Origin of the sequence: Streptomyces canarius (assembly GCF_014650735.1) — a bacterium.
In the GTDB taxonomy this organism is placed as follows: Bacteria; Actinomycetota; Actinomycetes; order Streptomycetales; family Streptomycetaceae; genus Streptomyces; species Streptomyces olivaceoviridis.
Genome location: NZ_BMVN01000022.1, coordinates 70,721 through 84,205, shown reverse-complemented (window position 1 = coordinate 84,205; position 13,485 = coordinate 70,721). Strand labels below are relative to the sequence as shown.

10 protein-coding genes are annotated in these 13,485 nt (G+C 72.9%); 3 read left to right on the top strand and 7 right to left on the bottom strand.

What is annotated here, in order from left to right:
• Positions 1–116: 116 nt before the first annotated feature.
• Positions 117–503, bottom strand: a complete 387-nt coding sequence (locus tag IE294_RS27680; RefSeq protein ID WP_189890560.1) for an MGMT family protein — start codon at positions 501–503, stop codon at positions 117–119.
• A gap of 201 nt (positions 504–704) precedes the next feature.
• On the opposite strand from IE294_RS27680, the gene IE294_RS27675 reads away from it, so the two are divergent.
• The 3 genes from IE294_RS27675 (at position 705) to IE294_RS27665 (ending at position 6,905) form a co-directional block, all read left to right on the top strand.
• Positions 705–3,557: a lysylphosphatidylglycerol synthase domain-containing protein gene (locus IE294_RS27675; RefSeq protein WP_373315856.1), complete on the top strand. Its 2,853-nt coding sequence runs from the start codon at positions 705–707 to the stop codon at positions 3,555–3,557.
• 95 nt (positions 3,558–3,652) lie between these two features.
• Positions 3,653–5,197 carry an alpha/beta hydrolase gene (locus tag IE294_RS27670; RefSeq protein ID WP_189890547.1) on the top strand — a complete coding sequence of 515 codons (1,545 nt, stop codon included), beginning with the start codon at positions 3,653–3,655 and terminating at the stop codon, positions 5,195–5,197.
• Positions 5,198–5,345: 148 nt separating this feature from the next.
• Complete coding sequence (locus IE294_RS27665; protein WP_189890545.1) at positions 5,346–6,905, top strand: alpha/beta hydrolase; 1,560 nt, start codon at positions 5,346–5,348, stop codon at positions 6,903–6,905.
• Between the two features lie 65 nt (positions 6,906–6,970).
• Here IE294_RS27665 and moeZ read toward each other — a convergent pair whose 3' ends face one another.
• From moeZ to IE294_RS27640, 6 genes are all read right to left on the bottom strand, one after another.
• Positions 6,971–8,149: an adenylyltransferase/sulfurtransferase MoeZ gene (moeZ, locus tag IE294_RS27660; RefSeq protein WP_014674845.1), complete on the bottom strand. Its 1,179-nt coding sequence runs from the start codon at positions 8,147–8,149 to the stop codon at positions 6,971–6,973.
• Positions 8,150–8,212: 63 nt separating this feature from the next.
• Positions 8,213–8,962, bottom strand: coding sequence for a spherulation-specific family 4 protein (locus IE294_RS27655; RefSeq protein ID WP_189890543.1), 750 nt, complete (start codon positions 8,960–8,962; stop codon positions 8,213–8,215).
• Positions 8,950–9,909, bottom strand: a complete 960-nt coding sequence (locus IE294_RS27650; protein WP_189890541.1) for an NAD-dependent epimerase/dehydratase family protein — start codon at positions 9,907–9,909, stop codon at positions 8,950–8,952. Before IE294_RS27650 ends, IE294_RS27655 begins: the two co-directional genes overlap by 13 nt.
• On the bottom strand, positions 9,906–10,028 hold the full coding sequence (locus tag IE294_RS49090) for a hypothetical protein (protein WP_268252815.1): 123 nt from the start codon (positions 10,026–10,028) through the stop codon (positions 9,906–9,908). Before IE294_RS49090 ends, IE294_RS27650 begins: the two co-directional genes overlap by 4 nt.
• Before the next feature lie 67 nt (positions 10,029–10,095).
• Positions 10,096–11,175 carry a hypothetical protein gene (locus IE294_RS27645; protein WP_189890539.1) on the bottom strand — a complete coding sequence of 360 codons (1,080 nt, stop codon included), beginning with the start codon at positions 11,173–11,175 and terminating at the stop codon, positions 10,096–10,098.
• Between the two features lie 452 nt (positions 11,176–11,627).
• Positions 11,628–13,382, bottom strand: a complete 1,755-nt coding sequence (locus tag IE294_RS27640) for a DUF3492 domain-containing protein (RefSeq protein ID WP_189890537.1) — start codon at positions 13,380–13,382, stop codon at positions 11,628–11,630.
• Positions 13,383–13,485 lie beyond the last annotated feature (103 nt).

The following is a 13,485-nucleotide window of genomic DNA, read 5'->3' as shown; positions in this document are numbered from 1 at the left end:
GGCGCTCGGGTCACGCGGGTCCCACATCTCACGAACGTACGGCATGCCACGGACGTCCCCCATGTCCCTCGAACGGGCCACGAGCCCCCCGCGGCGACATCCGATGGCGGAAGCTGTCAGGTGTGACCCTCCGCACCCGCGCCGCCGTCCCATCGGGCCCGGCGCATGTCGAGCCGCGGCAGATGGCCCTCGGTGCTGCTGCCCGCCTGCTTCAGCGGGGTGCCCTCCGCGCGGTAGTGGGCGAGCGCGCGCAGCTCGTGTCCGGGCAGCAGCACGCCGTCGGCGCGTACGACACGCCACCACGGGACCGTGCCGCCGTAGAGGGCCATCACCCGGCCGACCTGGCGCGGCCCGCCCTCCTCCAGCCACTCCGCGACATCGCCATAGGTCATGACCCGGCCCGGCGGAATCCGCTCGGCGACGTCCAGGACCCGCTCGGCGTACTCCGGCAGCGCGTCCGCGTACTCCGCGCGGGCGTCTTCGGGAGGACTCTGCTCGCTCATCCACCCCATCCTGCCGCACCCCACCGACGTTCCGGCGGGGACCGTGGGGGACGGTCCTCTCGCCCCCGCGCGGTCCTTGGGGCAGACTGTGCGCCCGCGCATCCGCACCCTGATGCCCGTGAGTGTCGGTGGGGCATGCCACCATCGTGCGGGCGGTGACTGGTGATACGAGACCACGAAGAGACCACGAAGGAGCAGGGCGTGCACCCCGAAGGAGCGGCGGGCACCCCTGACGCCTCCGCGCGCCCCGGCCCCGCCCGCGCGGACGACGGCGGCACCGGCGCGCGGCAGGAAGACACCGGCCGGCACAACCAGGAAGACGCTGGTCAGCACGGCGACGACGGCACGCGCGCGCGTGACGACGGCGGAGCGGACGCCGCCGAGGGGCCGCCCGTCCCCGAGGCGGCGCACGTCCCCGGGACCACGCCCTCGGACCACCGTCCGTGCGCCGGCGACGACCCCCACGCCGAGCAGGTGGAGCGCGACGAACCGCTGCTCCCCGCGCGCGTGCACCGCCCCTCCGACCTGATGCGGCTCCTGGTCGGTCTGCTCGGCATCGTGGTGCTTCTCGCGATCGCCGCGTTCGCGCACGGCACCACCTCGGGCCTCGAACAGGACATCAACAAGGGCACCGGACAGGCCCCGGACCTGCTGATCAAGATCGCGGGGCTGGCGTCCAGCATCGCGATCCTGCTGGTGCCGGTCGCGTTCGCGATCGAACGGCTGATCAAACGGGACGGGCTGCGCATCGCCGACGGCGTCCTCGCGGCCGTCCTGGCGCACGGAGTGACGCTCGCCACCGATCTGTGGGTCGCCCGGGCCGCCCCGGACTCGATCCAGGAGGCGCTCACCCAGCCCTCGCCGGGCGACATCCACGCCCTGACCGACCCAGTGCACGGCTATCTGGCCCCTGTGATCGCCTACATGACGGCCGTCGGCATGTCCCGCAGACCCAGATGGCGCGCGGTGCTGTGGATCGTGCTGCTGCTCGACGCGTTCTCGATGCTGGTCACCGGCTACACGACCCCCTTCTCGATCATCCTGACCGTGCTGATCGGCTGGACCATCGCCTACGGCACCCTGTACGCGGTCGGCTCCCCCAATGTCCGCCCGACCGGCCACACGCTGATGGCGGGCCTGAGGCACGTCGGCTTCCATCCCGTCGGCGCGGCCCGCGAGGAAGCGGTGGAGACGGAGAACGGCGACCGGGGCCGGCGCTACTTCGTCTCCCTGGAGGACGGCCCGCCGCTGGACGTCACGGTCGTCGACCGGGAACAGCAGGCCCAGGGCTTCTTCTACCGCGCCTGGCGCAATCTCACCCTGCGCGGCTTCGCCACCCGCTCCAGCCTCCAGTCGCTGCGCCAGGCACTGGAGCAGGAGGCGCTGCTGGCGTACGCGGCGATCGCGGCGGGCGCCAACGCGCCCAAGCTCATCGCCACCTCCGAACTCGGCCCGGACGCGGTCATGCTCGTCTACGAGCACACCGGCGGGCGCACCCTGGACTCGCTGGCCGACGAGGACATCACCGACGAGCTGCTGCGCAACACCTGGCACCAGGTGCGGGCCTTGCAGTCCCGGCGCATCGCACACCGCAGGCTGGCCGGAGACGCGATCCTGGTGGATCGTTCCGGCAGGGTGATCCTCACCGAACTGCGCGGTGGGGAGATCGCGGCCGGCGATCTGCTGCTGCGCATGGACATCGCCCAGTTGGTCACCACGCTCGGCCTGCGGGTCGGTGCCGAACGGGCGGTGGCCTCGGCAGTCAAGGTGCTCGGCCCGGACGCGGTCGCCGACTGCCTGCCGATGCTCCAGCCGATCGCGCTGACGCGCTCCACGCGCGCGACGCTGCGCCGACTGGCCAGGGAGCGGGCGCAGCGCGAACGGGAAGCGGTGCTCGAAGCCTCCCGGCAGGCCAAGCTGGCCCGTGCGGAGGAGGCGTCCGAGACGGCCTCTCCCGGGCTCGAAAAGCTCGACAAGAAGGCGGTCCGCGCCGAGCAGCGCGCGGAGAAGCGGGCCATCGACGAAGCTCTCGAAGAGGCCCGCGAGGAGGATCTGCTCACCCAGATCCGGCACCAGGTGCTGCGGATCAGGCCCCAGGCTCCCGTGGAACCGGCCCGCCTGGAACGGGTCCGGCCGCGCACCCTGATCAGCTTCATCGCCGGTGCGATCGGCGCGTACTACCTGCTGACGCAGCTCACCCACATCGAGTTCGGCACGCTGTTCGCGCGGGCCCAGTGGGGCTGGGTGCTCGCCGCGGTGCTGTTCTCCGCGCTGAGTTACGTCGCCGCCGCGATGGCCCTGCTGGGCTTCGTACCGGAGCGGGTGCCGTTCCCGCGGACCGTGGCGGCGCAGGTCGCCGGGTCGTTCGTGAAGATCGTGGCGCCGGCCGCGGTCGGCGGTGTGGCCCTCAACACGCGCTTCCTCCAGCGCGCCGGCGTACGTCCGGGGCTCGCGGTGGCGAGCGTCGGCGCCTCGCAGCTGTTCGGGCTCGGCTGTCACATCCTGATGCTGCTGTCCTTCGGCTATCTGACCGGAACCGAGAAGACACCGTCGCTGTCGCCGTCCCGCACGGTCATCGCGGGTCTGCTGACCGTGGCCGTCCTGGTCCTCGTGGTCACCTCGGTGCCGTTCCTGCGGAAATTCGTCGTCACGCGCGTGAGGTCGCTGTTCGCCGGAGTCGTGCCGCGGATGCTCGACGTGCTGCAACGGCCCCAGAAGCTCATCACCGGCATCGGCGGCATGCTGCTGCTGACCGCCTGCTTCGTGATGTGCCTGGACGCCTCCATCCGCGCCTTCGGCGACGGATCGGTGTCGCTGAGCATCGCCAGCGTCGCCGTCGTCTTCCTCGCCGGCAACGCGCTCGGCTCCGCGGCGCCCACCCCCGGCGGCGTGGGCGCGGTCGAGGCGACCCTCACCGTCGGCCTGATCGCCGTGGGCCTGCCCAAGGAGGTCGCCGCGCCGGCCGTCCTGCTGTTCCGGCTGCTGACCTTGTGGCTGCCGGTGCTGCCGGGCTGGCTGGCCTTCAACCACCTCAGCCGCAAGGGAGCCCTGTAAGCGGGCCTGCCCGGTGCGGTCCCGGCCCCGCCGGTGCGTACCTCTTACGGCCCGCGTCCCGCGCGCCCCGGCGTGCGCGCCCCCACGATGGGAGTATGGCGAACCCGTTCCGGCTGCGCGCCGCCGTGCTGACCACCACCGCTGTGCTGCTCTCCGCTGTACTGGCCGGATGCGGCGACGGCGGCAAGGACGGGGATCTCACGGCGCAGAAGCTGGACTGGAAGTCCTGCCCGGCCCCCTCCGAGGCGGAAGGCGGCGGCAGCCCTCCCTCGCCGCTGCCCAACGGCGGGGAGTGGCAGTGCGCGACCATGAAGGCGCCGCTGGACTGGAGCAGGCCGAAGGGCGACACGATCGGCATCGCCCTGATCCGCGCCCAGGCCAGCGGGCCCGCGAGCAGGCGGATCGGCTCGCTCGTGTTCAACTTCGGCGGCCCGGGCGGCAGCGGTGTGACCACGCTGCCCGCGTTCGGCGCGGACTACGCGGCCCTGCGCACCCGCTACGACCTGGTCAGCTTCGACCCGCGCGGGGTCGGCCGCAGCGCACCGGTGGAGTGCGAGAGCGACGCCCAGTTGGACGAGTACTTCCAGCAGGACGCGACCCCGGACGACCACGCCGAGCAGGTCCAGCTCCTGGACCGCACCAAGCAGTTCAACGCGGCCTGCGAGAAGAACTCCACGAAGATCCTGCCGCATGTGCGCACCACGGACGCGGCCCGCGACATGGACCTGATGCGCCAGGTCCTCGGCGACGACAAGCTGCACTACTTCGGCATCTCCTACGGCACCGAACTCGGCGGTGTCTACGCCCACCTGTTCCCGAAGCACGTCGGCCGGGCCGTCCTGGACGCGGTCGTGGACCCCACGCAGACCCCGGAGGAGGGCGCGCTCGGACAGGCCAGAGGCTTCCAGCTCGCGCTCGACAACTTCGCCAGGGACTGCACCTCGAAGGCCGAGGAGTGCCCGATCGGCAGCACCGAGCAGGAGGTGAAGGACCGCATCGCGCATCTCCTCGCCGACCTGGAGAAGAAGCCGATCCCGGGCATCTTCCCACGCCGGCTGACGCAGACCGCCGCCACTAACGGCATCGCGCAGTCCCTGTACTCGAAGGACTTCTGGGAGTACCTCACCGAGGGTCTTGAGCAGGCCTACGACGGCGACGGCAAGATCCTCATGCTGCTCTCCGACTCGATGAACGGCCGCAACGAGAACGGCGAGTACAGCAACCTCACCGCGGCGAACACCGCCATCAACTGCTCCGACGAGAAGCCCCGGTACACCGCGGACTACGTCCAGCGGAGGCTGCCCGAGTTCCGCGCGGCCTCCCCGCTGTTCGGCGACTTCCTGGCCTGGGGCATGGTCAGCTGCACGGACTGGGCGGTGCCGGGCGCGGCCGACCATCCCGACGTCAGCGCCCCGGGGGCGGCGCCCATCCTCGTCGTCGGCAACACCGGCGACCCGGCCACCCCGTACGAGGGCGCACGGAAGATGGTGGAGGCACTCGGCAAGGGAGTCGGCATCGAGCTGACGTACAAGGGCCAGGGGCACGGCGCGTACGACAGCAAGAACACGTGCGTGCAGAACGCGGTGAACGGCTACCTGCTGGACGGCAGGCCGCCGAAGGCCAACACGGTCTGCGCCTGACCGACCCCCGACAACAACAGCACCTCGCAGTAGACGTAACCGCAGGTCAGAGGGTTATCCACAGGCCTCCGCAGGCCGAGCCCGGGGCGCCTACGATGGCCTGAACGCCCGGCGCGGCACGATGCGGCGGGCCTGTGAGGGGGTGCGCATGATGCGATTCCTGCGGTGGACGGCCGCGCTGGCGGCGGGGCTGCTGCTGGCCGGATGCGGGGGCTCGTCCGACGGGGGCGGGAGCAGGGACGAGGGCAAGGGAACGGGCTCGGCTCCCCCGTCGGCGTCGCGCTCCACGACCGCGTCGACGCCGGCCGGCCTTCCGGCCTCCCTCACCTCCCAGCGCCTCGACTGGCACCGCTGCGAGGCCACCGGGACCTCGTCCCCGCCGGGCGACGCCTGGCGGTGCGCGACGCTGAAGGTGCCGCTGGACTGGTCCCGGCCGGACGGCAGGACGATCGGGCTCGCCCTCGTCCGCGCGCGGGCGACCGGGGGTGACCGCATCGGCTCGCTGCTGTTCAACTTCGGCGGCCCGGGCGGCTCGGGCGTGTCGACGATGCCGTACTTCGAAGCCTCCGTCTCCTCCCTCCACGAGCGCTACGACCTGGTGAGCTGGGATCCCCGGGGGGTCGGCGCGAGCGGGGGTGTCCGCTGCCGCGGCGACCGGGAGATCCAGGCCGCCGAGTCCGTGGACGCCACACCGGACACCCCGGCCGAGGAGAAGGCGTACCTCCAGGACGTCACCGACTTCGGCAAGGGCTGCCAGAAGGCCGCCGGCCCGCTGCTGGCCCATGTGTCCACCACCGACACCGCCCGGGACATGGACCTGATGCGCCAGGTCCTCGGCGACGACAAGCTGCACTACTTCGGCATCTCCTACGGCACCGAACTCGGCGGTGTCTACGCCCACCTGTTCCCGAAGCGGGTGGGCAGGCTGGTCCTCGACGCGGTGGTCGACCCGACCGCGGACACGGTGGGCCACGCCGAGAACCAGGCACGCGGCTTCCAGCGGGCCCTGGACGACTACCTCAAGTCCACCGGTCAGGACCCGGAACAGGGCTCCCGGAAGGTGGCCGACCTGCTGACCCGGATCGACGCCGAACCGCTGCCGACGTCATCCGGCCGGAAGCTCACCCAGACGCTCGCGGTCACCGGGATCATCCTGCCGCTGTACAGCGAGTCGCTGTGGCCGCGGCTGACCGAAGCCCTCAAGTCGGCGCAGCGGGGCGACGGTTCGGGGCTGCTGGCGCTCGCCGACGAGTACGACGACCGGGACGCCTCGGGCCGCTACGGCACGACGACCCACTCCCAGCGGGTCATATCGTGCCTGGACGACAAACAGCGACCCACGCTCGACGGGACGAAGCGGCGGCTGGCGGAGTTCCAGCGGATATCGCCGGTGTTCGGGGACTTCCTCGGCTGGGACACGGCGGGCTGGTGCCACGACTGGCCGGTGCCGGGCCAGTACGACACCCCGGAGGTCAGCGCACCGGGCGCGGCGCCGATCCTGCTGGTCGGCAACACCGGCGACCCGGCCACCCCGTACGAGGGCGCCCGCAGAATGGCCGACGAACTGGGCCGGGGCGTGGGCGTCGCACTCACCTGGAAGGGCGAGGGACATGGGGCGTACGGCAACGGGAGCGACTGCGTCGACTCGACGGTGGACGCCTACCTGCTGAACGGGACGGTGCCGAAGGACGGCAAGGTCTGCTCCTGACGCGAACGGGGGCTCCGGGCGCCGTACGCACCCGAAGCCCCCGCCACGCACACCGGGTCACCGGCTCAGTAGACCGGCTTCTCCGGCTCGATCTGGTTGACCCAGCCGATGACGCCGCCGCCGACGTGGACCGCGTCGGAGAAGCCCGCGGACTTCAGGACCGCGAGGACTTCCGCACTGCGGACACCCGTCTTGCAGTGCAGGACGATCTTCTTGTCCTGCGGGAGGCTCTCCAGGGCGGTGCCCATGAGGAACTCGTTCTTGGGGATCAGCTTGGCGCCCGGGATGGAGACGATCTCGTACTCGTTCTGCTCGCGGACGTCGATGATCTCGATGTTCTCGCCGTCGTCGATCCACTCCTTGAGCTGCTTGGGAGTGATCGTGGAGTCGGCCGCCGCCGCCTGGGCCTCCTCGGAGACGACGCCGCAGAAGGCCTCGTAGTCGATGAGCTCGGTGACCGTCGGGTTCTCGCCGCAGACCGCGCAGTCGGGGTCCTTGCGGACCTTGACCTGGCGGTACTGCATCTCCAGGGCGTCGTAGATCATCAGCCGGCCGACCAGCGGCTCACCGGTGCCGGTGAGGACCTTGATCGCCTCGGTGACCTGGATGGAGCCGATGGACGCGCACAGCACGCCCAGGACGCCGCCCTCGGCGCAGGAGGGGACCATGCCGGGGGGCGGGGGCTCCGGGTACAGGCAGCGGTAGCAGGGGCCGTGCTCGGACCAGAACACCGAGGCCTGGCCGTCGAAGCGGTAGATCGAGCCCCACACGTACGGCTTGTTGAGCAGTACGCACGCGTCGTTGACCAGGTAGCGGGTCGCGAAGTTGTCGGTGCCGTCGACGATCAGGTCGTACTGGCTGAAGATGTCCATCACGTTGTCGGCTTCGAGCCGCTCCTCGTGAAGGATCACGTTCACGTACGGGTTGATGCCCTTGACGCTGTCGCGCGCGGACTCGGCCTTGGAACGGCCGATGTCGGACTGGCTGTGGATGATCTGGCGCTGCAGGTTCGACTCGTCGACCTCGTCGAACTCCACGATGCCAAGGGTGCCCACGCCCGCGGCGGCCAGGTACATCAGCGCCGGCGAGCCCAGGCCGCCTGCGCCCACACAGAGCACCTTGGCGTTCTTCAGCCGCTTCTGCCCGTCCATTCCCACGTCGGGGATGATCAGGTGGCGGGAGTACCTGCGGACCTCGTCTACGGTGAGCTCAGGAGCTGGCTCGACCAGGGGTGGCAGCGACACGGGGACTCCGTTGGTCGGTCGATCACTACAGTTGTTCTCTACGTAACACTGCCACGGCCTTCTTCATTCCGAGACACCTGTTCCGACCCGCGAGACGATGTCGTCCCAGTAGCCGGGCATGGTCTCCCAGGGGTCCACGCGACCGTCCCTGTCCGTACGGTCCGTGAAGTAGATCGTGCCCGCCCCCTGCCAGCGGGCGATCCGCAGTGCCTCGTCCAGGTGACCGCGGGGCACGCCGTGCACGAGGTGGCAGAAGCGGTCGGGCGAGTAGTCGGCGGTCCACTCGGCCGCCTGCGACCAGCGGTAGTCGGACCAGGGGCCGGAGAAGGTCACCAGTTGGTCGGCGTTCTCGGCGTAGCCGGGGTGCGGGTGACGGCCGTGGCCGAGGACGATGTGGGCGGTGTCACTGATCGCACGGAGCGCGGTGATCGCGCGGCGCACCTCGGGGAGCGCGGTGCGCTCGGTGGGGCAGCGGTCCAGCAGGAAGCCGTCGACGCCGTACCAGTCGAGGTGACGGTGGGCGTCGCAGAGCAGGTCGCCGAAGGCGCGGGCGCCATAGGTGAGGTCCAGGTGGCCGAGGACGCGGACGCCGGCGGCGCGGAGCCGGCCCGCGGCTTCCAGGCAGTGCGGGTCGGGGCGGGTGCCGAGGCCGGCGGCGATGTCGAGGACCACCCAGTCCAGCGGTGTGCCGGGGCGGGCGAGCTCCGCCCACTGGGCCGGGGCGACGAGCGGGTGGGGGTAGCCGGGGATGCCGAGGGCGGTGCGGACGCCGGTGCTGGTGGCGCCCGCCGCGGTGCTGGTCAGATGCGGCATGCCGCCTCCATCCAGATGTCGGCCAGGGATTCTTCGAGGTTGATCCGGGGCCGCCAGCCGAGCCGGTCGCGGGCGGTGCGCACATCGGCCTGCTGCCAGCTGCCGCAGCCGTCCGGGTACGGGTACGCCACCGGGACCGCGTGCTCGGAGTCGGCGCGGGGGTGCCCGATGGCGCTGCGCAGCGGTCCGGGCGGGGTGTCCAGTTCGTGGAGGGCGCCGCCGTATCCGGCGACGCGCGCGAGGACGGCGGCGGCGTCTCTGAGCCGGACGGCGCGGCCGGAGCCGATGTTGATCACGCCCTGCGCGGCGGAGAGCGAGGCGGCGTGCACGGCCCGGGCCACATCGCGGACGTCGACGAAGTCGCGCTGGACGCCGAGGCCGCCGAGCTTGAGTTCGCCGTCGTGGGACTGCATGGCGCGGCGCATGGCCTCGGCGAGCCGGCCGAGCGGGGAGCCGGCCGGGGTGCCGGGGCCGGCCGGTGAGAAGACCCGCAGCACGACGGCGTCCAGGCCGGAGCCGAGGACCAGTTCGGTCGCGGCGAGCTTGCTGACGCCGTACGGGCCGCCGGGGCGCGGCACGGCGTCCTCGGCCGTGGAGGAGCCGGCCTGGCTGGGGCCGTACTCGGAACCGCAGCCGATCTGCACCAGGCGGGCGCCGCAGCCGCTGCGGCGCAGAGCCTCGCAGACGGTGGCCACGGCGACGGTGTTGTGCCGGGTGAGGTCGCGGGCGCCCCCGCGCGTGGCGCCGGCGCAGTTGATGACGACTCCGGGGTGGACCGCGTCGAGGAAGCGGGTGAGCGCGCCCGGGCTGCCGGTGGCGAGGTCGAAGCGGACGTCGGCGTCGTCGCCGCGGCCGAGCGCGGTGAGCTGGACGGCCGGGTCGGCGAGCAGGCGGTCGGCGACGAAGCGGCCGATGAATCCGTTGGCTCCGATCAGCAGGACCCTCATCGGGCGGCTCCCGGGGTGTGCGCGCCGGTGGTACCGGCCGTCTCGACGGCTCCTTCGGCTGTGCCGGGCGCTCCGGTGGTTCCGGGGGTGCCGGACGCTCCGGGTCGGGAGGTGGTCATCTGGTGTTCTCCTTCAGCGGGGTGATGCGGTTGCCTCCGGCGGTGCGTCGGGCCGGTGGCGGAAGGTTCAGTCGGGTGCTCCCGTCGGCGCGTGGGCCGATGCCTGGGTGAGGGTGCGGCCGGCGTGCCAGAGCAGGGCGAGGGCCGCGGTGCCGCAGGCGAGGGCCGGTACGGCGGTCTCGCCCCAGGCGCCGACGAGGGTCTCCACGGGGGCCGCCAGGAAGGCGCAGCCGGGCAGCCGGCCGGCCAGGGGCAGCGCCAGGGCCGCCGCCTCCGTGGCCACGGCGGCGCCCAGCACGAGGGCGGGGGCGTGCCGGTGGCGGCGCACGGTGAGCAGGCGGGCGAGCAGGAGCAGGGCGCCCAGGGTGAGGGCCTGCGGGTAGGCCGCGGGCGCGTGCAGGAGGGTGCCGCAGAGCGCGAGCAGTGCGGCGAGGGTGCCCAGGAACACGGCGAGCACGCCGAGCAGGAGGGGTCTCGCGGCTGCCGTGAAGTCGTCCAGGTCCCGGCTGCGGGCGAGCCTGCGGCGGGCGCCGGCGGCGAGGAGGTGGGCGGACCAGGCCGCCGGGGCGCAGGCCAGCAGGAGGGCCAGGACGGGCGCGGTGGCCGTGGGCCAGGGGCCGTCCGGGGCCATGGTGGGCGGGGTGTCGGGGCCGCCCGTCAGGACGGAGTGGAGGAGGCCGTCGCCGAGGAGGGCGTACCCGAGCAGCCAGAGCGTCCCCGCGCGCGTGCCGACCGTGGTGCCCCACGCGCGCGTGCCGGGCGGGCCGGCGAGCGGGCCGCGACGCAGGGCCGCGCGCGTGGCGAGGGCGACGGCGAGGAGGCCGCCGAGTGCCACCGACTGGCGGGGGTGTCCCTGGGTAAGGCGCAGTCCGGTCACCGTGGCCGCTCCGAGCACCCCGGGCAGGAGGGCGAGCAAGATCCAGCCGGCGCGGACGCGGGGCACCGGCACGGGCTCGGGTTCCGGGCGCGGCTCGGCGATGCGCGGCACGCGCGCGTACAGCTCTTCGGCGAGCGAGAAGACGTCACGGTGCCGGAAGCGGGCGGCGGCGCGGTCGGTGAGGCCGTGCGCCTCCAGCCCTGCGGCGATCTCCAACGGGTCCACGGCCCGCTCGCACAGTTCCCGGTGCCGGTGCAGCAGGGATTTCACCGGGTCGACGGACCCCCTGCGGGGCGCGGGGGCCCACCGCCGTCGAGCGCCCTCCCCCGGGGCGAGCGGAGTTGAGGGGCCTTGCGCGGAGAGCTGCCCGGCGGAGGTGGCCGGTAATGCAAAGGGCTGCCCACCAAGGGCGGCCGGTGGTCCAGAAGGGCGCCCAGCAGGGGCGGCCGGTGACAGGGAGGGCTGTCCGTCAGGGGCGCACGACGACCCCGCGGCTTGGGCGGAACGCTCGTCGGCTTGGGCGGAACGCTCGTCTGGCACGCCCGTCAGCCACTCCCCCGACCGCGTGTCCCACGGATCGGCTCCGCTCGGCGTCCCCGGCCGGTCCGCTCCGGCCGGCTCGGTACAGACCGGCGTGTCGCCGTGACTGACGGAGTCGGCACCACCCGGCTCACCCGCCGGGCCGGTGACCGGCCCCTCCGTCGGACGAGCATCCAGCTCGCTCATCGGGCGCCCTCCGTCGCCAGCGGGGTCGCTCGGACCGGGGTGTTCGTGGCCCAGGTGGGGATGGAGCGGGGAAGGACGCGGGGTGTGGGGCCGGTCCAGTGGCCGGGGACGTGGGACTCGGCGGGGGCGGCGAACGGCAGGGGCTCACCGGACTCGTCCAGGACCACCCGGCGGACCGGGCAGTGCGAAACGATCTCCAGGTAAATGCCGTGAAATGCCGCGATGTTCTGCTCGACGGTGAACAGTTCGAGCGCCCGGGCGCGCGCGGCGGCACCGAGGCGCTCACGGCGTTCGGGGTCGCGCAGCAGCGCCACGCACGCCTCGGCGAGCGCCCTGGGGTTGCGCGGGGGCACGACCAGTCCCGTGCCGCCGATGACCTCCACCACCGCGCCCACGTCCGTGGACACGGTGGCCCGGCCGCAGAACATCGCCTCGACGAGGCTGATCGGGAAGCCCTCCACGACGCTGGAGAGGACGACGACCGCTCCGGCGGCGTACGCGTCGGGCAGCGTCGGGGCGTCGGGGGCGCCGATCTCCTCGAAGGAGACGGGGTTGTCGCCCACGGCGTGCGCGCCCTCCGCCTCGTCCGGGAACAGTTGCGCGGCGAGCACCCGGCAGTGCCCCAGGTACGCCTCGCCCTCGGCACCGGAGGGCGCGCCGACGATCCGCAGACGGGCCTCGGGCTCCTCCTTTCGTACCTCCGCGAAGGCGTGCAGCAGCGACACCAGGTCCTTGGCGGGATCCACGCGCCCTAACCAGAGCAGGGTGCGCGGGTCGGCACGGTCCGGGGACTCGCCGACCTCCGTGAACCGGTCGGCCGCCATGCCCGGGTACACCGTGCGGATCCGGGTCCGGTCGGCGCCGCACCGTTCCTGCCAGCGGCGGGCGTGGGCGTTGCCCGGGGTGAGGATCTCGGCTCCCCGGTAGACCTCGGCGGCGAGGCGGCCGTGGAAGGCACCGAGGAGGGCGCGTACGGCGGGGGTGGCGGCGTCGGGGCCGAGGGTCAGGTAGTGCGAGCGGAGGTGCACGCCGTATTCGGTGACCAGCAGCGGTACGCCGGAGAAGTGCCGGGCGAGCAGGCCGCAGAGGGCGGCCGGGCCGCCCGAGGTGGCGTGGCACAGGTCGGCCCCGCCGAGACCGTCGTCGCCGTACCAGTCGAGGGAGAGGGGGCGCAGGGCGCGTTCCAGGTGCGCGGCGACGGTGAGCAGATCGGGTACGCGCGCCTCGCGTGCCGTGCGCAGCGCGCGAGGGGCACGGCAGGCGCGTTCCAGTGTGCGCACGGCCGCGTCGGAACGCAGGGCCCCGACGAGTCCGCCCTCCTCGCGGGCGAGTTCGGCGAGCGCGTACAGGGCGCTGCCGAAACGGTCCGCCAGATCGGCGGGAGCGTCCTGCGACCGGATCTCCGACGCGCGCACGGACCCGACCCCGGCCCGGGCGCTCCCGGTGCGCTCAGTCCCGGCCCCGGCGGACACCGCCGCCACCAGCTCCCCGTAGCACTCGGCGAAGCGCCGGCGTGCGCGTCGCCCGTACACGACCCCGTCGTCCGCGGCCGTCCACAGCGGCGCTGTACGCACCCGGCCGACCTGCGGTGGGAGCGGAACCAAGCCCTCGGCCTCCTGGTGCCGGCCGCGGCTGAGCGCGTAGACGTCGAACTCGTGCTGGTCGAGCCCGTGCACGAGCCAGTCGCACCAGAGCATGGCGTCACCGCCCACATAGGGATAGCCACCCTCGGTAACCAGTCCTATGCGCACGTGTGCACCCCCGATCTCCCGTCTGGGGAGCCGCCGTTGTCCTGGCGGCTCGCAGCGGGACGAACGTAAGGGGACAAGGCGGTGGTGCGACGGACGGTTGTCC

What these genes read in the sequence shown, in the direction of transcription:
- IE294_RS27680 (WP_189890560.1), bottom strand. Translation starts at nt 503, where the DNA reads ATGAGCGAGCAGAGTCCTCCCGAAGACGCCCGCGCGGAGTACGCGGAC.
- IE294_RS27670 (WP_189890547.1), top strand. Translation starts at nt 3,653, where the DNA reads ATGGCGAACCCGTTCCGGCTGCGCGCCGCCGTGCTGACCACCACCGCT.
- IE294_RS27665 (WP_189890545.1), top strand. Translation starts at nt 5,346, where the DNA reads ATGATGCGATTCCTGCGGTGGACGGCCGCGCTGGCGGCGGGGCTGCTG.
- IE294_RS27655 (WP_189890543.1), bottom strand. Translation starts at nt 8,962, where the DNA reads ATGCCGCATCTGACCAGCACCGCGGCGGGCGCCACCAGCACCGGCGTC.
- IE294_RS27650 (WP_189890541.1), bottom strand. Translation starts at nt 9,909, where the DNA reads ATGAGGGTCCTGCTGATCGGAGCCAACGGATTCATCGGCCGCTTCGTC.
- IE294_RS49090 (WP_268252815.1), bottom strand. Translation starts at nt 10,028, where the DNA reads ATGACCACCTCCCGACCCGGAGCGTCCGGCACCCCCGGAACCACCGGA.